This is a genomic window from Xanthomonas sp. LMC-A-07 (assembly GCF_030208825.1).
Lineage (GTDB): Bacteria > Pseudomonadota > Gammaproteobacteria > Xanthomonadales > Xanthomonadaceae > Xanthomonas > Xanthomonas campestris.
The window spans coordinates 366,619-387,493 of record NZ_JARVTF010000008.1 but is presented as its reverse complement, the minus strand read 5'-3'; the positions used below and the strand labels follow the sequence as shown (position 1 = coordinate 387,493).

General features: G+C 66.4%; 10 protein-coding genes, 1 other RNA gene and 1 pseudogene. 5 read left to right on the top strand and 7 right to left on the bottom strand.

Annotated features, from left to right (window positions below; all coding sequences use genetic code 11):
- Positions 1-24 precede the first annotated feature (24 nt).
- Positions 25-816, bottom strand: a complete 792-nt coding sequence (locus QRM89_RS09055; RefSeq protein ID WP_285447827.1) for a DUF72 domain-containing protein — start codon at positions 814-816, stop codon at positions 25-27.
- A gap of 85 nt (positions 817-901) precedes the next feature.
- On the opposite strand from QRM89_RS09055, the gene QRM89_RS09050 reads away from it, so the two are divergent.
- Positions 902-1,654 carry a DNA-formamidopyrimidine glycosylase family protein gene (locus QRM89_RS09050; protein WP_285447826.1) on the top strand — a complete coding sequence of 251 codons (753 nt, stop codon included), beginning with the start codon at positions 902-904 and terminating at the stop codon, positions 1,652-1,654.
- A 151-nt stretch (positions 1,655-1,805) separates the two neighbouring features.
- Positions 1,806-2,819, top strand: a complete 1,014-nt coding sequence (locus tag QRM89_RS09045; protein WP_285447825.1) for a hypothetical protein — start codon at positions 1,806-1,808, stop codon at positions 2,817-2,819.
- Between the two features lie 669 nt (positions 2,820-3,488).
- Here QRM89_RS09045 and QRM89_RS09040 read toward each other — a convergent pair.
- The 3 genes from QRM89_RS09040 to QRM89_RS09030 all read right to left on the bottom strand — a co-directional run bounded on the left by QRM89_RS09040 (position 3,489) and on the right by QRM89_RS09030 (position 7,887).
- Complete coding sequence (locus QRM89_RS09040) at positions 3,489-4,436, bottom strand: GAF domain-containing protein (RefSeq protein WP_285447824.1); 948 nt, start codon at positions 4,434-4,436, stop codon at positions 3,489-3,491.
- A gap of 305 nt (positions 4,437-4,741) precedes the next feature.
- The gene (locus QRM89_RS09035) at positions 4,742-7,621 is read right to left on the bottom strand and encodes a pitrilysin family protein (RefSeq protein ID WP_115541073.1); all 2,880 of its coding nucleotides are present in this window, start codon (positions 7,619-7,621) and stop codon (positions 4,742-4,744) included.
- Positions 7,622-7,812: 191 nt separating this feature from the next.
- Positions 7,813-7,887: non-coding RNA, sX9 sRNA (locus QRM89_RS09030), on the bottom strand.
- Positions 7,888-7,922: 35 nt separating this feature from the next.
- Between QRM89_RS09030 and QRM89_RS09025 the strand changes: the two are divergent.
- A pseudogene (locus QRM89_RS09025) lies at positions 7,923-10,639 on the top strand (PAS domain S-box protein).
- 908 nt (positions 10,640-11,547) lie between these two features.
- Here QRM89_RS09025 and QRM89_RS09020 read toward each other — a convergent pair.
- Together QRM89_RS09020 and QRM89_RS09015 are read right to left on the bottom strand one after the other, a co-directional pair.
- Positions 11,548-13,674, bottom strand: coding sequence for a methyl-accepting chemotaxis protein (locus QRM89_RS09020; RefSeq protein WP_285447965.1), 2,127 nt, complete (start codon positions 13,672-13,674; stop codon positions 11,548-11,550).
- A 486-nt stretch (positions 13,675-14,160) separates the two neighbouring features.
- Positions 14,161-15,615, bottom strand: coding sequence for a glycoside hydrolase family 5 protein (locus QRM89_RS09015; RefSeq protein ID WP_115556809.1), 1,455 nt, complete (start codon positions 15,613-15,615; stop codon positions 14,161-14,163).
- A gap of 212 nt (positions 15,616-15,827) precedes the next feature.
- Between QRM89_RS09015 and QRM89_RS09010 the strand changes: the two genes are divergently transcribed.
- A complete protein-coding gene (locus tag QRM89_RS09010; protein ID WP_223646718.1) occupies positions 15,828-17,315 on the top strand; it encodes a SulP family inorganic anion transporter in 1,488 nt (495 codons plus the stop codon).
- A gap of 238 nt (positions 17,316-17,553) precedes the next feature.
- Positions 17,554-18,534, top strand: a complete 981-nt coding sequence (locus QRM89_RS09005) for a GGDEF domain-containing protein (RefSeq protein WP_181921891.1) — start codon at positions 17,554-17,556, stop codon at positions 18,532-18,534.
- 36 nt (positions 18,535-18,570) lie between these two features.
- Here the strand turns inward: QRM89_RS09005 and QRM89_RS09000 are convergent, their stop codons facing one another.
- A complete protein-coding gene (locus QRM89_RS09000; protein WP_285447823.1) occupies positions 18,571-20,799 on the bottom strand; it encodes a TonB-dependent siderophore receptor in 2,229 nt (742 codons plus the stop codon).
- Between the last annotated feature and the right edge of the window lie 76 nt (positions 20,800-20,875).

Sequence of the window (20,875 nt, the reverse complement as noted above, 5' to 3'; positions counted from 1 at the left end):
CTGCAAGATGCGCGCCACCGCGCGCTAGCGGCCGATTCCCAGCAGCTGTTGCAGCTGTAAGGCATTGGGCACGGCCAGCCCGGCAGCAGTGTTATCGAAAATCACCCACTGCTCGCTCGCCGCATGCGCGGCCATGCCGCTGCGGACCGCGGCCGCCAGGCGCTGCAAGGCCGCATTGTCGTATCCGCTGTAATAGACCTTGGGGGTGCCGTGCCAGCGCCAATATGCCGGCGCGCCGGGCATCCCTGGCGCGTCGGGCAGCGCGGCGGCAGGCACCGGTGCCGGGTCGGCCGCACAGCGCGCGATGCGGTGGCGGTGCAGCAGCGACTGCGCCTGGGCGGTGAACCAGCTGGGATGGCGCGGCTCGCATACCACTGCGCCGTCCCAGCGCCGGCGCAGGACGGCAAAGAAGCTGGCCGCCACGCGTGCATCGAACACCGCACTGGGCGGCAACTGCAGCAGCAGGCAGCCCAGGCGCTCGCCCAGCGCGCCCGCCTGCGCAAGGAACGCGTCCAGCAATGGCCCGGCCTGGTGCAGTCGCGCATCATGGCTGATGCTGCGCGGCAGCTTGACCGAGAAGCGGAAGTGCGTCGGCACGCTGTCGGCCCAACGCGCGTAAGTGGACGCGCGATGCGGGCGATAGAACGAGGAGTTGATCTCCACTGCATCCAGGCGCGTGGCATAGCGCTGCAGTACGCTGCTGCCAGCACCGAACTGTGCGCGCTCGGCTGCGGGAATCGACCAGCCTGCGCAGCCGCAGTACACCCGTGGCAGGGCGGCGGCAGCGGGCTGCGAAGGCGGTGCGGAGGTGGACACGCCGCACTGTATGCAGGCAGGCGCGTCTGCACGGTGTCTGCACTGCGCTCACGGCCGACTCACGCCACACTTCGATACTGATGGCATGCCTGAAGGTCCCTCCCTTGTCATCCTGCGCGAAGAAGCCGCGGCGTTTGTTGGCCGCAAGATCCTGCGCGTGCAGGGCAACAGCAAGCAGGACATCGCCCGCCTGCAACAGCAAAAAGTGCTGGCGCTGCGCAGCTGGGGCAAGCATCTGTTGATCGAATGCGCGCAGTTCAGCGTGCGCATCCACTTCCTGTTGTTCGGCAGTTACCGCATCAACGAAGACAAACCCAACGCGGTGCCGCGGTTGAGCCTGGAATTTTCCAAGGGCGAGACGCTCAATTTCTACGCCTGCTCGGTGCAGTTCATCGAACGCCCGCTGGATGAGGTGTACGACTGGAGCGCGGATGTGATGAATCCGCTGTGGGATGCCGCGCAGGCACGGCGCAAGTTGCGTGCCGCCCCGCAGCTGCTGGCCGCCGATGCGCTGCTGGACCAGAGCATTTTTTCCGGCGTGGGCAACATCATCAAGAACGAAGTGCTGCACCGCATCCGCGTGCATCCGGAAAGCCAGGTCGGCGCCTTGCCGGCGCGCAAGCTGGGCGAACTGGTCACGCAGGCGCGCGAGTACAGTTTTGATTTCTACACCTGGAAAAAGGCCTTCGTGCTGAAGAAGCACTACCAGGTACACACCAAAACCACCTGCCCGCGCGATGGCGCGCTGCTGCAATACCGCAAGCATCTGGGCAAGGCCGGCCGGCGGGCGTTCTTCTGCGAGGTGTGCCAGCGCCGCTACCGGCTGGAGGAAGCGTGACCGCCGTCGCAACGTGAATGGCGGCTGGCCCGATGCCGGCAGACAACGAATTCCAAACGCGCCGGTGCGCGTGGCCCGCTAGATTTGCGCGTTGCGCGGCGCCCCGAGGCGTCGACGCCCGCTTATCACCCCCCTTTTGGTCTGCCGCATTGTGATGACTCGCAAGCAGGAATCGCTTATCCCGCATGTTGCCGCTGCCGCATGCACGGGCGCGATCCTGTTCTTTCTTGCCTGTCTGTTGCTGTACATGCCGCCGCCGCGCGACAGCGTGCGACACGACGACAGCTTGCAGGTGTACTTCGTGCCGCGTGCGCTGCCGACCCTGCCGCAGGCCGTGCAGCCGCCCACACCGCAACAGCGTGCGCAACGCCCGCTTGCCGCCACCGCCGCGGCCCGCGCCGCACCGCCGCCCACACGCACGCCGCCGCCGCCCCGGCAGGTGGCCGCATCCACCGCGACCGCGCCTGCCGAGGCGTCGATGGCCGCCCAGCTGTACACCCGCGAAGGGCGCTTGCGCATGCCACCCGGCGCGCAGATCGATCCGCTGGCGCAGGCCGGTGCGGTGCCGCCGGGCATGGACGACGCCCGCGTGGCAGCCAAAACGCGCAGTGTGATGGAGCGGGTCAACCCGGTGCAGTACCAGGAAACGCGCTTTGCCAAGGACTGGAAGAGCGATGGCACGCTGGGCGATGTGGCGATGCAGGGACTCAATCGCGGCATGAAGAAGCTCAACGACAAGATCAACGGGCCGCAGACGCAGGTGGCCAAGGCGCGGCCGCCGCCGGAGGTGCGCTTCAACCCGGCGCTGGCCGGCAACCAGGCCGAGATGGGCAGCGCCGCCACCGGCGATGCCTACAAGGCCGCACCAATCGCGCATGAGAGCCTGCCCGATCTCAAGGGCGAGGCCAGCCGGCGCATCCGCGATGCATTGGCGGCGCTGGAGCAACGCAGCGCGCGTTGCGAAGCGGCCACGCGCACGCCGTTGCTCAGCACGGTCCGCGGCCACCTGGCCGACCTGGAGCGTGCCGAGCATGCCTTGAACAACGGCGCCGATCCGGTCCTGGCCGCGCAGTTGCTGCCGCGGCAGGCCGACAGCGCCTACGACCTGGCGCGCCGCGCGCTGTGGTACGCGGATCGCCAACTCAAGCAGTGTGCGGCTGGCTGATCCGCGCGGCCAGCGCATAGGCGCGTTGCAAAGGCGGTTGGCCAGCGTTAGCTGTCACTGGGCATGGCGTTGAGTGCGCTGGCGTCGCGTTTTTGTGTGGTGCGCTTGTTTCGGTGCGCCTCGTCGTTGCGAATGGGAGCGCCGATGCCGCATGTGGATGACGTAGGCGTAGCGTCTTACACCTTCCATCGCCACCGCCACCGCCAACGCCAACGCCATCGCCATCGCCATCGCCAGGCACGTACCTTGCCGGCGCTGCGAAGGTCCTTGGTCATCGATACGTGCAACGAAGCAGCGCATCTCAGCTGCTTGCGGGCGCTTAAGTGCGCGCAGTTCGACTGGACGACGGCGTGGCGGTGCAGGGTGATCGCTGCATCAGCGCATCAATGCAACTGCGCTTGCGCCGTTAAGAGTGCGGTTGCTGTCTGGCGTGAGTGCCGAGCAAGGACGTGCGCAGGGGGGCGTCAATTTTTCTAAAGTTGCGCGATACCTGAGACGACGCAGGTCCAGATCTGCAGCGTTCTGCAAATGCGGATGTGTCAGTGCTTCGACGGGACGCGTTGGTCAAACCGATGCAGCGTTACGCCTGGCTGAGAACAAACACCCCAGTCGCCACTACCACCGCACACATCCACAACGCTGCGGATGCGTGCCTGCGTTTCTCTGGCGCTACTGCGCCAGTCCCTGCCGGTAGCGATCCTTCTCCGCGCTCAGCGCCACCTCGGCACGCAGGAAGACCTGACCAATCGGCTCGTCGGCGCGCCCGGCGTAGGCCTCGCCTACCAGCACGGTCAGGCCATGCGCGCGCTGCTGCTCGGCGATCTCGCGCAGCCCCTGCAACTTGCGTTCGGCATCGTTGCCGCGCAGCACCGCGATGAACTCGGCGCTGTCGGTGACCCGGTCCACGCTGTCGCCGCTGGCCTGCAGAAAGCTGGCCAGGGTCTGGTCGAGCTGTTGCAACGCACGTCCGAGCAGGCGCTCGCTTTGCTGCTGGGCTAGGGCGGCCAGTTCCTGCACTTCCAGAATCACCAGGTGATAGCCGGTGTCGGCATCGGTAATGGTCGCGGTGCCTGCCGCCGCCGCAGGAGCGGCCGGTTGCAGGATGGCGTCACGTTCGCGCTGCAGTTCGCGCTGGCGTTCGTCCAGCAGGCGCATGGCGACGCGGGCCAGCGCTTGCAGCCCGGTGCGCTGGGCCTCGTTGAGGGCGCGCGGTTCGGTGTCCAGCACGCAGACCGTGCCCAGCGCCACGCCTTCGGAGGTCACCAGCGGCATGCCCGCGTAGAAACGCGCGCCCACCTCGCCGGTGACCACCGAAATATCGGTGAAGCGCGGGTCCTTGCTCAGGTCCGGCACTTCCATCAAGTGGTCCGGGCTGCGGATCGCGTGGTCGCACACCGCCTGGCTGCGGTCGGTCTGTTGCAGGTCCAGGCCTAAGCGGGCCTTGAACCACTGGCGGTCGCGGTCCACCAGCGACATCAGGGCGATCGGCGTCTCGCACAGCGAGGCGGCCACCTGCACGATGTCCTGGTAGGTGTCTTCGGGCAGGCTGTCGACGATGCGATAGCCGTCCAACACCTGTTGGCGCGACGCTTCGTCTGCCATCGGCATGTCTTTCATTGAATGCGCCATGTCAGCAAAAGGAAGGACGCCACGCTAGCGGGCAGGCCGATAACGTGGCGTGGATATCACCCGCGCGCACGCAGGCAGTGAACGCGATCATGCACTAACGGTAACGCGCGCTGCAGTGCGCGTTGCCATGTGGCTGCAAGGCTCGGCGTTCGCACGGCTGCCGAGATCCTGCAGGCCACCGTCTGGACGCGTGCGGACTGCTCGCAGAAACCGCCGCTCACGTTGTGCCATCGGTTTCCACGGATCGGCCGCGCCTGCCTGTGAGGGCTGCGCGGCCGTGCCGATCAGCGCGCTCAGCGCTTGACCGGCTTGCCGTCGGTGTCCAGCACCTGCACCTCGCCCAGCTTGAGCGCGCGCACCGGGGCTTCGATCTTCTTCAGGTCGCCCACGATCACCCAGGTCATCGCATTGGGCGCGATGATGTCCTTGATGGCGGCTTGCGCGGCCGGCTGATCGATCGCTTCCAGGCGCGGCTTGAGCGTCTGCACGTAGTTGTCCGGGCGGTCGAACTGCACGATGCCTTCGATCGCACCGAGCACTGCACCGGTGGTTTCGAAGCTGCCGGGCAGGGCGCGGATGCGCTGGTTCTTGATCTTCTCGATTTCCTCGCCGGTCAACGGTTTGTCGCCGATGATGGCCGTGGCTTCCTTGAAGATTTCATTGGCGGATTCGGCGGTCTTGTCGGTCTGCACCGGCGCGGCAAACATGTACGGCCGCTGGCCCTGCGCATCCACCAGTTGGGTGCGCGCACCGTAGGCCCAGCGCTTGTTCTCACGCAGGTTCATGTTCAAGCGCGAGGTGAAGGTGCCGCCGAAGGCGCCATTGGCCACCGTAATTGCCAGGTTGTCCGGTGCCTTGGTCGACGGTGCCAGCAGGCCGGCCAGAATCACCGATTGCGGTGCGTCCGGGCGGTTGATCAGGTAGACGCGCGGCTTGGGCTGCGCGGCCACGTTGACCAGGTTCTTCTTCGGCAACGGTGCGGCCGGGGCCTTCCAGTCGCCGAAGGCGGCATCCAGCTGCGGGATGATCTGCGCCAGCGTGGTATCGCCGGCTACCAGGATGCGCAGGTTGTCCGGACGCAGCCACAGGCTGTGGAAGGCCTGCAGGTCCTTGGCATTGAGGCTTTTGATCGCCGCCTCGGTGCCGCTGCCGGTGAGCGGGATACCGTACGGATGCTTGTCGCCGTACATGAGCGGCGGCAGCGCCCGCAGGCCCAGGCTGTTGGGCTGGGTCTTTTCCTGCGCGATCCCTGCCAGCCACTGGCCACGGATGCGCTCGATGTCTGCCGCCTTGAAGGCCGGGTTGCGCACGATGTCGGAGAACAATTGCAGCGACGGCTGCAGCTGGTCGTTGAGGGCATTCAGTGAGGCGCTGCAGCTGTCCAGATCGCAGCCCACCTCGGTGATCGCGCCCAGGCGCTGGCGGCGCTGCGCCACTTCCACCGAATCCAGCGACGCGGTGCTCTCGTTCATCAGCGCGGCGCTGAAGCTGGCGGTGCCGAGTTTCTTGCCCTGGTCGGCGGCGTAGCCGGCGTCGAACAACAGCTCCACCTGGGTGACCGGGATGGTGTGGCGTTCGGCCAGGATCACTTCCACGCCATTCTTCAGCTTGCCGCGCTGCAGCTGCGGGAAGCTCAGGTCCGGGAAGCTGGCGGTGTCGGGCACGCCCTTGCTGCGATCGAGCTTGCTGGCGGTGACCTTGTACTTGGCCGCCGCCGGCAGCTTGGGCGCAGGCTTGCCCGGCTCGGTGCCGCGCGCGACCACGGCCTTGTCTTCGGCGGCGGGGTCGAAGTCCTTGCCGGCCGGCAGTACGGTGAGCAGGTAGTCGCCCTTGCCGAACCAGGTCGATGCGGCCTGCTTGACGCTGCCGATGGTGGCGGCCTGGCCGCGCTGCAGGTCCTGCTTGTAGGCACCCGGGTCGCCGCGATAGACCTGGCCCTCGGCCAGGATCACCGCCTTGCCACCGAAGCCGCCCACCTTCTCCAGCCCGCGCACGAAGCCGGCGCGGTAGGCCACCTGGGCGCGTTGCAGTTCGTCGGCGGTGGGGCCTTCGGCGAGGAACTTCTTCAGCTCTTCATCGATGATGGCCTCGACCTTGGCCGGGTCCACGCCGTCCTTCACGTCGGCCTGGATCTGCATCTGGCTGGCCAGCGCGAACGGCTGGATCGCCGCGGAGACGTCGTCCACCAGCTGGTCCTGATAGACCAGGCGCTGGTACAGCCGCGAGGTCTTGCCGCCGCCCAGCACGGTGGTGGCCAGATCCAGCTGGATCATGTCGTCGGTGCCCAGCTGCGGCGCGGCCCAGGTGCGGTAGATGCGCGGCTGCGACACATGGTCGTGCTGCACGCCGCGCTTCTGTGCGGCCAGCGGGGTCACCCACGGCTGCTGGCGCGCCACCGGCTTGCCGGACGGGATATCGCCAAAATACTGCTCGGCCTTGGCGCGGGCCTGCGCCACGGTGATGTCGCCGGCCAGCACCAGGGTGGTATTGGCCGCGCCGTAGTTATCGTTGAACCACTGTTTGACATCCGCAAGCGAGGCGGCGTCCAGGTCTTCCATCGAGCCGATGGTGTCGTGCTGGTACGGATGGTTGGCCGGGAACAGGTTGGACAGGATGTTCTGGTCCACGCGTCCATAGGGGCGGTTTTCGCCCTGGCGCTTTTCGTTCTGCACCACGCCGCGCTGGGTGTCGAGTTCTTCCTGGCCGATGGCGCCGAGCAGGTGGCCCATCCGGTCCGATTCCAGCCACAGCGCGGTATCCAGCGCGGTGGTCGGCACGGTTTCGAAGTAATTGGTGCGGTCGAACCAGGTGGTTCCGTTCATGTCGGTGGTGCCGACCTTTTCCAGCGGCGCGAAGAAGCTGCCCTTGTTGTTTTCCGAGCCGGAGAACATCAGGTGCTCGAACAGGTGCGCGAAGCCGGTCTTGCCAGCCGGCTCGTCGCCGGAACCGATGTGGTACCAGATGCTCACCGCCACCACCGGCGCCTTGTGGTCTTCGTGCACCACCACGGTCAGGCCGTTGGGCAGGGTGAAGCGGGTGTAGGCGATGTCGGGAATGGCGCTGCTGTTCGCAGTCTTGGACAGGCTGGCCGGGGCGGCCTGTGCGGCGGGCGGAACGGTACCGGCAGCAACGCCGAGCACGCCGGCGATCAACAAGGACAACGGACGCAGCATGTGACACTCCAGGGGCAGGACAATCGGCCGAGGGTAGTGGCTGCTTGGCGGCGTCGCAAATGCCGGTGGTCAGGGGAGGGCGGGCTGGCCGGATGCCTGGCAAACCTTCGGCACCGCAGCAAGCAGATGGGCGTGCATCGAGACCATGCCGGCCACGTGGGCACAGCGGCAATGGCCACGGGACTTAGAGCGGCTAACAAAACGTAGCGAGCAGTCGTCAGGTGGGTGCGGACGGCGCGGAGGAACCGGAGTGTACGGAGGTACATGCCGATTCCGAGCACCGGCCGCGCCCGCCGGGCGGCTGCGCAGTCGTTTTGATAACTGCTCCAAGCGGCCCCGGCCGCGCCGGCTCAAGTTGCCCGTCGCCTTGCCGTTACCTGGGGCGACCCACCGTCATCCGACCTGTCAGCCGATTCCTTCATGACCGCCCTGTCGCCGCCCGTCCCGATTCCCGCCAACGACGCCTTGCGCGTGGACGCGGTGCGCCGGCTGGGGGTGCTGGACACCGCGGCCGAAGCCGAATTCGACGACCTCGCCTGGCTGGCCGCGCATATCAGCGGTTCGCCGATGGCGCTGATTTCCCTGCTGGACGCCGACCGTCAATGGTTCAAGGCGCGCTGCGGCACCGATCTGGAAGGCACGCCGCGCAGCGTGTCGTTCTGCTCGTACACGGTGATGGGCACCGACCTGCTGGAAGTGCCCGATGCCATCGCCGACCCACGGTTCACGCACAACCCGTTGGTGACCGCCGCGCCGGGCATCCGCTCCTATGTGGGCGTGCCACTGATCGGCCGCGAGGGCTATGCCTACGGCACCTTGTGCATGCTCAGCACCAAGCCGCGTGTGCTCGACGAGAACCAGAAACAGGCCTTGATCCGGCTGGCGCGTCAGGCCGTCAACCAGCTGGAGGCGCGCCGCGACCGCCTGGATGCGCAGGCGCAGCGGCAGACCTTGAGCCTGTTGCTGGAAGCCATGCCCGATGGCGTGGTGGCCTGCGGCACCGACGGCCTGCTGCGCGAGTTCAATCATGCCGCACGGCAATGGCACGGCACCGACCCGCGCGTGCTGCCACCGGTGCAATGGGCACAGCACTTCGATCTCTACGACGCCGATGGCAACACCCTGCTGCCCACCGACGCGATCCCGCTGGTACGCGCCTGGCGCGGCGAGCATGTGCGCAACGCCGAGCTGGTGATCCGTGCCACCGGCCAGCCGCCACGCAGCGTGCTGTGCAACGCCGACCCCATCGATGGCGACCAAGGCGTGGCCCTGGGCGCGGTCTGCGTGATGCACGACATCACCCAGCTCAAGGATGCCTCCGCCGCGTTGGCAGCCGAGCGCGCACGCCTGCAGGCCCTGGTGGACGCCTCGCGCGATGTGGCCATCATCGTGTTCGACCCGCTCGGGCACATCGAGGTCTTCAACCCGGGGGCCGAACGCTTGCTGGGCTACAGCGCCGCCGAGGTCATGGGGCAGTGCCCGACACAATTCCATCTGCCCGAAGAACTCGCACGCCACCGCGCCACGCTGGCGGTGCCCGCACCTTCGTATGTGGCATTGGCTGCCGCCGCGGCCGGTGACCTGCTGGAGCAGGAAGTGTGGACGCTGCTGCGCAAGGACGGCAGCCAGCGCCGCGTGCGCTTGAGTTTCAACGTGATCCAGGACGCGCAGCAGGGCCTGACCGGCTACCTGGCAATGGCCATCGACGTCACCGCCGAACTGCAGGCGCAGGCCGCCGCCCAGCTGGCCGCCAAGCGCTTCAGTGGCGCCTTTGACACCGCGCCGCAGGGCATGGCCATCGTCTCGCTGGAGGGCCGCTGGAGCGAGATCAACTCCGCGCTCTGCACCCTGTTGGGCTACTCACGCACGCAGCTGCTGGGCATGACCTTCCAGGACGTCACCCACCCGGACGATCTGGATGTGGATCTGGCCTTGCTCGGTGAGCTGCTGGACGGCAGGCGCAACAGCTACACCTTGTCCAAGCGCTATGTCAGCCGGCAGGGCGCGGTGCTATGGACGCTGCTGTCGGTGTCGCTGGTGCGCGATAGCGACGGCGCGCCGGTGCATTTCGTCTCGCAGGTGCTGGACGTTACCGAACAGCATGTCGCCGCCGAACGGCTTGCCGAAAGCGAAGCGCGGCTGCGGGCGATCAGCGATGCCACGCCCACGCTGGTCAGCCAATTCGACGCCGCGCAGCGCTGCCTGTTCGCCAACGAGGCGCACCGCAGCTGGCTGGGCGTGGACCCGGCCAGTCTGGTCGGCTGTCACATCACCCGCCTGTTGGGCGATGACCTGGGCGAGCCGGTGTACGCCGCGCTCGCTGCGGCCGCCCGCGGCGAGCGCGCCACCTTCGATTACGTGCTGCAGGCCTGTGCGAGCGCACGTGACGTGGAGATCACCCTGGTGCCGGCAACCAAGGGCACGCAGGCGCAAGTGCAAGGGTTTTTCCTGATGGCGCAGGATGTCACCGCGCACAAGACGCTGCACCGCTTGATGCACGAACGCGCCACCCGCGACGCGCTCACCGGCCTGCCCAATCGGCACGCCTGGTCGGAGGCACTGCACACCGCGGTGACGCATGCACAGCAGCAGCACACCGCGGTGGCGGTGATGTTCCTGGACCTGGATGGCTTCAAGCGGATCAACGACGTGCACGGCCATCGCGCCGGCGACGCCGTGCTGGTGGCGTTCGGCCGCTGCCTGCAGCAGGCAGTAGGCACGCGCTATCTGGTGGCGCGGCTGGCCGGCGACGAATTCGTGGTGCTGCTGGACGACCTGCACGCCCCGGAGCGCGAATGCGCCGCCGTGGCCGAGCGCATCCGCAACGCCGTGGCTGCCGGCACCACCTTCGGCGAGCAATGGCTGCCGATCCAGCCCAGCATCGGCGTGGCCTGGCAACGCGGCACCACCGCCGACACCGCCAGCCTGATGCACGCCGCCGACGAAGCGATGTATGCCGCCAAGCGTGCGCGCTGTGGCGATGGCGATACACCCGCTGGGCGTGACGCGGCGCGCTGAGCTTCTGGGTGCGGTTGTATCGACGATGTCTGCATGCCGTGTCTCCTTTTCTCATCGGGAAAAGGGGGCCGCAGGGCGGATGAGGGTGCGGCGCTGGATCAATCGAACCGTTGGTACGCTGACAGCCGATCAATGCGTTGCACGCATGGGCCGCGGCACTACAAAGCAGCTATCACTTGCGTCACTACATGGCGAAACGCAGTCACCAACAGCCACTTAGAAGCAAGCCGATCAACCCACCCCTTCTCCCGTCGGGAGAAGGTGCCCGCAGGGCGGATGAGGGTGCGGCTGCTAGATCAATCACATCGGCGACGCGTTGCCGGCCGGTCAATGCGTTGCACGCATGAGCCGCGGCACTACAAAGCAGCCAGAAATTGCGTCAATACATGGCGAAACGCAGTCACCAGCAGCCGTTAGAAGCAAGCCGATCAACCACTTCCTTCTCCCGTCGGGAGAAGGTGCCCGCAGGGCGGATGAGGGTACGGGCGCCAGATCAATCGAACGGCAAGTCGAATGCACATAGAACGACTGCATTGCAAAAAGCAGCAATCAAACACGTAAGTGCATGCGAGGCGTTGCGGTTAGCAGTTACTTCAACGCAACCGAACAACTGCGTCCATCTCGCCTGGAGAAAATGGCAGAAGTGTGTTGCCAAGCGCGTTGGGGGTACGGCCTCCGCACGCGGTATGGATTGTCAATGCTTCGCAGGTAGCAGATGCAGCTGGCGAATTTGGTCTGACATTGCAAACGCCAGAAGTGAAACACCAACGCTCAACCGCAAGCGCGGCAGAAACCGTGGCACTTCATTGCAAGTCTGCCAGCGCCTCGGCCCCGGAAGCTTACTAAGCGCCTGCTAGCGCACTGCACACCAACATCCGCGGTGCGCAGTGCCTGCCTAATACAGAACGTCAGGCGGCTTGTACGTGCCGCTGCCGCTGCTCGGCCTGCGCAGGCACCAAGCGGAACACCGACACCGCACGCGTCAGCTCGGCGGCCTGATCTTCCAGGCTGCGCGCTGCGGCGGTGGCTTCTTCTACCAGCGCGGCATTTTGCTGGGTCATTTCGTCCAGCTGCATCACCGTGGTGCTGACCTGCTCGATGCCAGCACTTTGCTCGGTACTGGCGGCGGTGATCTCGGCCATGATGTCGGTCACTCGCTTCACCGAACTCACCACCTCGGTCATCGTGCTGCCGGCCTGTTCCACCAGGCCCGAGCCTTGCTCGACCTTTTCCACCGAGTCGGAGATCAGCTGCTTGATTTCCTTTGCCGCGCCAGCCGAGCGCTGCGCCAGTGCGCGCACTTCGCTGGCCACCACGGCAAAGCCGCGGCCCTGTTCGCCGGCACGTGCGGCTTCCACCGCGGCATTCAACGCGAGGATGTTGGTCTGGAACGCGATGCCGTCGATCACCCCGATGATGTCGGAAATGCGTGCGGACGATTGCGTGATCGCCAGCATGGTGCGGACCACTTCCTGCACCACACGGCCGCCGCTTTCGGCTACGTCACCGGTGCCCTTGACCAGTTGATTGGCCTGGCGCGCGTTGTCGGCGTTCTGGCGTACGGTGGAGGTGAGTTCCTCCATGGACGCAGCGGTTTCTTCGAGGTTGGCAGCCTGATGCTCGGTGCGCGTGGACAGGTCGGAGTTGCCGCTGGCGATCTCACCGGCCGCGGTGTTGATCATCTCGGCCGACTGCTGGATGCCTTGCACGATAGTAGTGAGCTGGATCGCGGTGCGGTTGGCCGCATTGGCCAGGCGCCCGAACGCACCTTCGTAATGCGATTCCACCCGCTGCGACAAATCGCCGTCGGCGATCGCAGCCATGATGCGGCCGACATCGTCCAGGCCGGCGTCGGCCTGCTGCATCAAACGGTTGAGCGCCTGCACCATTTCGGCGAACGCGAACTGATAGCGCGCCTGGTCGCCACGTGCGGAGAAATCGCCGCGCGCGGCGGCATCGGCAAGCCGCGCGATATCGCCATTGATCGCCGACAGATTGGTCTTCACCGTGTCCAGCGCCTCATGCAGCGCTGCGCGCTGGCCGGGCAGGCGGCGCATGTCGCGGCGCAGATCGCCACGGCCATAGTCGCTCATCACATCCATCGCTTCGTTGATGGCGTCCAGGTGCTCGAACACCACTGTGTTCACGCCATGCGCCAGGCTGCCGTAATCGCCGGGGAAATCCTCCGGGATGCGGTGCGCAATGTTTTCGCCCTGCTGCAGGCGGATCATGGTCTGCATCTCGCCGTTGAAGCGCTGCAGCTGGGTTTGCATCTGCGCCATGCTGTGCATCAGCTGGCCGGTTTCATCGCGCGACTCGACGCGGATGTCGTTGTCGAAGCGGCCTGAAGCAATCGCCTCGGCGGTGCGCGTTGCAGCACGCAGCGGTGCAGCCATGGCCGAGGCAATCAACCAGCACAGGCCGATCACCATGGCCACCAGCGCGCCGCCGATCAGCGTCAGCGTGCGGGTGAATCCCCACGCCTGCACCTGGATGTCTTCGGCGTACACGCCCATCACCAGCACCCAGTTCCAAGCCGGAAACACCTTGGCATAACTGATCTTGGGCAACTGCTCTTTCTTGCCGGGCTTGGGCGCGTCGTAGTAGCTGAAGCCATCGCCGCTGTCGATGGCGGTCTTGATGTCGCGGTAGACGTACTGCCCCGCGTCACTCTTGTAATCGGACATGTCCGTGCCGACCGGCCGCTTGGGATGCATCAGGATGCGCATCTGCGGGTCGACGATGAAGAAGTAATCCACGCCGTCATTGGTGCGCATATCCGCCAGCGTGGTACGCGCCGCTTCCATGGCCTGTTCCTTGCTCAGCTCGCCGGCCTTCACCTTGTCGGCGCAGTGCTGCATCACCGTCAGGCCCATTTCCACTTCGGTCTTGACGCTGAGCTTGCGTGCTTCCACCAGATCCAGGTATTGCAGGCGCGCTGCGGCAACCGCCAGCAGGATCACGCCAACGGCGAGCAGCGTGCACAACAGGACGAACTTGCGGGTGAGCGGGAGATTGGCAACATGCCGGCGCAACGAACTGACGAGATACATGAAGGATGTCCACAAAGACGCGGGAGCGTTGTCGTGGATATCGGCTGTTTCACGCGGCGATTTAATGCTATCTGCGGCCGCGCCTGCTTGTCTGCAGTCGCACGGAAACCGGTAGTAGCGCCCTCGGGCGCGATGGGCGTTATCGGGAATGCCTCATCGCGCCCGAGGGCGCTCCTACGGGGCATCGCGTGTGATTGGATTACTGCGTGATGCATCCGATCGAGCGGCGCCGTTGCCGTCACGACATGTGCGAATGCTGATTCGAACGCGCTCCGAGGTTGCAGCTTCGTAGGAGCGCCCTTGGGCGCGATTGGCTTTATCGGGAATGCCCATCGCGCCCAGGGGCGCTCCTACGAGGTCGTGGGTTAGGCGCTGCAGGTGATCATCAACCTGCTACGCAGCGCCTCCACAATTCCACTGCATGTTGCAGAGGTAGCGGGCACGAGAAGTGTGCCCGCCACGCTGCACTCAGCTCGCGGCGCAGAAGCCGAACTCGGCGGTGGCGCCGGCTGCCAGGGTGCGGTTGAAGTCCACGCCGCTGGCCCTGAGCGTGCTGCCGCTCTGCGACCAGGTCGCATTCCAGGCGTTGTTGACCGTACCGGTGACCGGCACTGCGATCGACCAGGTGCCGCTGGCAGTGCCGGTGTTGGTGACCTGCACGCGGTTGCAATAGCCGCCATTCCAGCTGTTGTCCACGATCACCTTGGTGCTGAAGGTGCTGGTGCCCGGGGTGGGCGTTGGCGTGGGGGTAGGCGTCGGTGTCGGTGTGGGCGTAGGTGTGGGAGTCGGCGTCGGCGTGGTATCGCCGGCGGTGCCCCACAGCGTGCGCAGCAGGGTCATCTTGTCCTGGCGCACGCTGGTCCAGTCATCGCGCAGGATGCCGCCGGTGTCGCCGCTGTTGGGATTCCACGACCAGTAGAAGCCCTGGTTGATGCCCTTGCTGCGCAGGTACTTCACCAGCGCGTCCTGCCAGGTCTTGTCGCGCGCATCGCCTTCGCCGTACTTGCCACCGAACTCGCCCAGCAACAGCGCATGCGTGCCGGCGAACTGGCCGAAATGGCGGTCCCAGATGGCCGGCATGTTGTTGGGGAAGTTGCTGTCGTTGAAGTACGACTGCACGAACACGTCCGGGCCGTACACGTGCGGGGCCAGCAGCAGGCGGTTGGCCGGGATGTTGAGCGGGGTGCAGGCCAGCGGCTGCAGGTTGCCGCCCCAGAAGATGCCGCCGTTGGTGGAGCACACCGGGTTGTCGGTGATGCCTTCCACCGCGATCAGCCATTTCGGCGCGACCGCCAACACCGCGGCCGAGCCGCGCTCGGCAGCCTTGTTCCAATCGGTGGCAGCGTTGCCGGTACCCCAGGTGGCGGCGCCGTGCGGTTCGTTCTTCAGATCCAGGCCGAGTACATACGGCACGTTCTTGTAGCGGTTGGCCACAAAGCGCAGGTCGGCCAGCCACTGTGCCTCGGTATAGGAGCCGGTGTACCAGAGCTCGGAAATGCCGGCGCAATCGGGGGTGTGGTGATCCAGCAGCACATACATTCCGCGCGCGTTGAATTCGGCGATCACCTTGTCGAGGATCTGCAGCGAGGTCAGGCCCTGCAGGTCGGCGTTGCGGCTGTAGTCGATGCTTGTCGGCATGGTGTCGCTGCGCAGCGTGGCCGGGCAGAACGGCAGGCGCACGGCGTTGAAGCCCAGGCCCTGCATTTGCACGATCATGTCCTTCCAGTTGCGTGCCCACAGGCCATGCATCACGTGGTTGCCGGTTTCGAAGCCGAACACGTTCACGCCCTTGAGCTGCACGACCTTGCCGCTGTCGTCGACGATCTGCCTGCTGCTGTTGATGGAATAGCTGAAGGCCGGCCCGGCGGCCAGTGCGAGGGCGGTGGCCAAAGCGAGCGTGCTTGCGGTCCTGAACATGGACATGGTGATCTCCCTAGAGAACCGGGCTCGACACCCGAGCGCGGTAAGGCGGGCATCTTGGTCTGTGCGCGCGTCGGGTGGCGTGATCGTCCCCACAGAAAACACCATTGCCGCACCGATCACATCGCGGCTGCGGGAGCGGTCGCTTTCCCGCACACTAGTGCCCCCTGCGCGCTGTCCGCAGGACTGTCGTTCTTGTCCCTGGAGTGTCCCCCATGTCCTTCCTGCGCACCGAACTGGCGCAATGGCGCGCCTCGCCTGCGCGCGAACTGATGGCTGGCGCCGTTGCCACGTTCGCCCTGATTCCCGAAGTCATCGCCTTTGCGTTCGTCGCAGGCGTAGATCCGCAGGTCGGCTTGTTCGCGTCGTTTGTGATCGGCATCGTGATCGCCTTTTGTGGCGGACGGCCGGCGATGATTTCCGCAGCCGCCGGCTCGGTGGCGCTGGTGGCTGCGCCGCTGGTGGCCACGCACGGGCTGCCGTATCTGCTCGCCGCCGGCCTGCTCGCCGGGCTGGTGCAGATCGTGTTTGGGCTGCTGCGCCTGGGCGTGCTGATGCGCTTTGTCAGCAGCTCGGTGCGGACCGGATTCGTCAACGCGCTGGCGGTGCTGATCTTCGCCGCGCAGCTGCCGCACCTGCTCGGTGCCAACCCCACCACCTGGGTCACGCTGGGCGTGGGCCTGGCCATCATCTACGGCCTGCCGCGGTTGCGGCTGCCCGGTGTCTCGGCCATTCCCTCGCCGCTGCTGTGCATCCTGCTGCTCACGGTGGCCAGCAGCGCGCTGCACCTGCCGCTGAAGACCGTGGCCGACCTGGGCAAGCTGCCCACCGCGCTGCCGTTCCTGCAATGGCCCGGCGTGCCGTTGACGCTGGAGACCTTGCGCATCATCGCGCTGCCGGCGCTGGCCATTGCAATGGTGGGCCTGCTCGAATCGATGATGACCGCGCGCGTGGTTGATGAACTCACCGACACGCCCAGCAACAAGAACCGCGAATGCACCGGCCTGGGCCTGGCCAATGCGGCCGCCAGCCTGTTCGGCGGCATCGCCGGCTGCGGCATGATCGGGCAGACCGTGGGCAACGTAAAATACGGCGGCCGCGGCCGGCTGTCGACGCTGTTTGCCGGCGTGTTCCTGCTGATCCTGATGGTGCTGCTCAAGCCGTGGGTGTCGCAGGTGCCGGTGGTGGCGTTGGTGGCGATCATGGTGATGGTCTCGGCCGAGACCTTCGACTGGCGCTCGCTGCGCACCGTGATCACCCACCCGCGCACCTCCAGCGTGGTGATGCTGGCCACGGTGGCGGTGACCCTGGCCACCCACAACCTGGCCGCTGGCGTGGCGGTGGGCGTGCTGCTGAGCGGGGTGTTCTTCACCTTCAAGGTGTCCGGGCTGCTGCAGATCGTCCCCAGCGACGCGGCCAACGGGCTGCGCACCTACAGCGTGCGCGGGCAGGTGTTCTTCGCCTCGGCCGATGTGTTCATCGACGCCTTCGATGCCCGCGACGTGCCCGGCCAGGAGGTCATCATCGACGTGACCCGCGCGCACTTTTGGGACATCACCGCGGTGGCGGCGCTGGACAAGGTGGTGCAGCGCCTGCGCCACCACGGTTTGCAGGTGCAGGTGCAGGGCCTGAATGCCGCCAGCCGGCGGCTGATGCAGGCCCACGCCCTGGGCGAGGATGCGCTGGAATCGGCGCTGCCCTGAGCCAGGCCGCAGCCCCTGCAGCCGCACGGCGTCAGGGGCCGGCAACGACGGGATTGACCTTGCTGGCCGCGCGCTGAGCGGGGCCGGGCAGCGGACTCAAGTTCGCCCCCCGGACGCCGATGAACCGACATCTCTGATTGCGGTGATCTGTCGTGATGCCAGTGCGTACCCGCCAAAGGCCTGAGCCAGCCTGCCACCGGTGTTCCCGGCGGGCGGCCGTGCGTGCGGTGCCGCCACCATGACCGAAGCGCCCCTGCTGGAACGGATGGTCGACCTCACCGCCATCCGCGACGCCGACCTGCTCGATCTCACCCTGTTGCGCACCGTGCGCGAGGTGTGTGCGGCCGAAGAATTGTCGCTGCTGCGCATCGCCCCCGATGGCCGCAGCATGGCCGAAACCCGGTTGCGCGAGGACGGCCGGCTGTCGCTGACGGTGGCCGAGATTCACGACGCCGCCACGCGCGCGCTGCTGGCAGACGTCCGCGGCCCGGGCGAGGTGGTGCAGCTGCAGCACGACGGCCGCGCGCTGCTGGTCTACCCGATGATGGAAGCGCGCGGCATCCGCACCTGCCTGCGCGTGGGCGGCACGCAGGCCCCCGGCGCTGCCGAACAGCTCTTGCTGCAGGGCTTTGCACGCTTTTTCCAGAACTACCGCAGCCTGCTCGACGACGCCCAGCGCGACGCACTCACCGGCCTGCGCAATCGCAAGACCTTCGACGACATGATCCTGCGCCTGTTCGCCGCCAACGCGGATGGCGCGCAGGAGGACGCGGTGTGGCTGGGCATCGTGGACATCGACCATTTCAAGCGCGTCAACGACACCTTCGGACATCTGTATGGCGACGAGGTGCTGCTGCTGGTGGCCCAGCTGATGCAGCGCTGCTTCCGCCAGGACGATCTGCTGTTCCGTTTCGGTGGCGAGGAGTTCGTGATCGTGCTGCGCGGGGTGGACCGCGACACCGCGGTGAGCCTGTTCGAGCGCTTCCGGCTCGCGGTGGCCGAGCATAGTTTCCCGCAAGTGGGCACGGTGACCTTGAGCACCGGTATCGTCGAACTCAGCGATGGCCGGCTGGTCAGCCAGATGCTGGACGAAGCCGACAAGGCGCTGTACTGGGCCAAGCAGCACGGCCGCAACCGCGCTGCGGTGTATAGCGAACTGATTGCCAGCGGGCACATGCAGCGGGTGGACCAGCAGACCGGCAGCGTGGATCTGTTCTGAGCCTGCATGGCGCGCCGTTGACGGCACGCCATGCGCTTAGAAGTTCGCGCGCAGGTTGAACAGCAGCCGCCGTGGTTCGCCCCAATAGCCGGAATTGAAGAAGCCCACGTTGCGGTAATAGACCTTGTCGAACAGGTTGGTCACCGTCACGCCCACGCTCAGCTGCTCGTTGATGCGGTAGCGGCCCATCAGATCCACCAGTAGATAGCCGCCCTGGGTGACCCGCCCGCTGCGCGTGATCGGTGCGCCGGCCGCGGTGAAGCGCCCGGTGGGGATGGTCTGATTCTGATACACCGCGCTCTGCCAGCTGATCCCGCCGCCCAGCGTCCAGTCGCCGAACCGGTAAGTGGTGTTGAAGCGCGCCAGGTGCATCGGGCTGGTGGTGAACACCCGTGCGCCGCGCTGGTCGGTGCTGTAGGCGTAGGTGTAGCCGCCGGTCATGCTCCAGTCCGGGGTGATCGCGCCGGAGACTTCGAACTCGCCGCCCCAGGTTTCCACGCCCGACACCGCGCGATACGCCGAGCTGCCATCGGGCAGGCTGTTGGGCGCTACCTCCGGATCGATTTCGGCCACGTTGTCCTGTTGCATGTGGAAGCCGTTGAGCGCGGCGTAGAGCGCACCGCCAAAGAACTCGCCCTTGAAGCCGTATTCGAGATTGGCACCCACCACCGGATCCAGTTGCTGGTTGGTGCGGTCGCGCAGGTTCTGTGCCTGGAACACATCCGAATACGACACAAACGCCGAGAGGTGCCGGCTCAGATCGTAGATCGCGCCCAGATACGGGGTGAGCGCGTTGGCGTCGTAGTCGGTGCTGCGTCCGGTGAACTGATTGGCCGGCGAATAGTTGTCCGTGGCGGTGTTCCAGCTGGAATACCGCCCACCGCCGATCAGCTTCAACGCATCGGTGGGATTGAGCCGCACGGCCGCGTAATAGCCGGTTTCCTGCGTGTTGGTGATGCTGCTGGGGATGCCGGCATTGGTGGTGGTCGGCTGGCCCACATCGCCATTCCAGTCGAAGATGCTGGGGAAGGCGGTCAGGCTGTAGGGACGCGCGGTGATGGCGGTGCGCAGCGTGCCGAGATCGCGGTTGTAGTGGTTGGCGCCGACCACCAGCTCATGCGCACGGCCCAACCACTGAAACGGGCCGGAGGCGTAGAGATCCAGCGCGTTCTCGCGGGTTTCCGACACGCCGTAGGTGTCGGACACGCGCAATCCCAACCCGGTGCGCGCATCGGCGAACGAGGCGCTGTTGGAGCCGGCAAACAGCAGGCTGTCGGTATCGGTGGCGCGATGGTTGTAGGCCAGCCGCCCGCTCCAGCCGCCGGCAAACTGCTGTTCCAGGGTGGCGAAGACATTGGTGCTTTCGCGCTCCCAGCGGTTCCAGCGCGCCGCGGCGCTGTAGGAGCGCGGCAGCCGTGCCGGTGTGCCATCGCTGAAGAACAGCGGCGCCGCACTCCACGCACCGCCATCGGAATGCGTGGCGAGGTGGTCGATGCCCACGCGCAGCCGCGTGCTGTCGGTGAGGTCGGCTTCGAGCACGCCGTACACGCTGGGCGAGCGGTCCTGCTGGAAGCGCACCCAGCTGTCCTTTTCGGTGTAGGCGCCCACCACGCGGCCGCGCACGCGCCCGCCGGAAGTCAGCGGGCCGGCAACGTCCAGCTCGGCGCGGCGGTAGTCCCATGAGCCGACATTGAGGCTGGTACTGGCCTGGAACGCCGTGGTGGGGCGCTTGCGCACCATGTTGACGGTGGCCGATGGATTACCCGAGCCGGTCACCAGGCCACTGGCGCCGCGCACCACTTCGATACGCTCGTAGATCGAGGTGTCGCTGAGGATCGAATTGCCGCCCGCACCGGTGGTGTAGTTGGTCGGCACGCCATCGAACATGAAGTTGTTGATTGCAAATCCGCGCGCAGTGAACAGCGTGCGGTTGCTGTCGTAGGACTGCACGGTGACGCCGGGCGTCTGTTGCAACACCTCGGCGATGGTGATGAGGTTGAAGTCTTCGATGCGCTGGCGGGTGAACACCGTCAACGACTGCGGCGTCTCGCGCAGCGTCAGCGGCAACTTGGTGGCGGTATTGGTGCCGCGCACCTGGTAGCCCTCGGTGCGGCCGGTCACCAGCACCTGGTCCAGCGTGTTTGCTGTCGGCGCGGGGGCATTGTCCTGTGCATGCGCGGCGGTGGCACACAACGCACAGGCGCACTGCAGCGCCAGCAACAAGCGGGAGTGGGCGCGCACAGAGCGCAGCAGGGCAACGGGCATGGACACACTCGGCAACGAAGGGGACGACACGCGCATGCGGCAGGCACGGCCCTGCCGCCACTGGGTCAGGCACGTT

Coding starts and splice junctions, on each gene's coding strand:
- QRM89_RS09050 (WP_285447826.1), top strand. CDS start 902: ATGCCTGAAGGTCCCTCCCTTGTCATCCTGCGCGAAGAAGCCGCGGCG.
- QRM89_RS09040 (WP_285447824.1), bottom strand. CDS start 4,436: ATGAAAGACATGCCGATGGCAGACGAAGCGTCGCGCCAACAGGTGTTG.
- QRM89_RS09035 (WP_115541073.1), bottom strand. CDS start 7,621: ATGCTGCGTCCGTTGTCCTTGTTGATCGCCGGCGTGCTCGGCGTTGCT.
- QRM89_RS09015 (WP_115556809.1), bottom strand. CDS start 15,615: ATGTCCATGTTCAGGACCGCAAGCACGCTCGCTTTGGCCACCGCCCTC.
- QRM89_RS09010 (WP_223646718.1), top strand. CDS start 15,828: ATGTCCTTCCTGCGCACCGAACTGGCGCAATGGCGCGCCTCGCCTGCG.
- QRM89_RS09005 (WP_181921891.1), top strand. CDS start 17,554: ATGACCGAAGCGCCCCTGCTGGAACGGATGGTCGACCTCACCGCCATC.
- QRM89_RS09000 (WP_285447823.1), bottom strand. CDS start 20,799: ATGCCCGTTGCCCTGCTGCGCTCTGTGCGCGCCCACTCCCGCTTGTTG.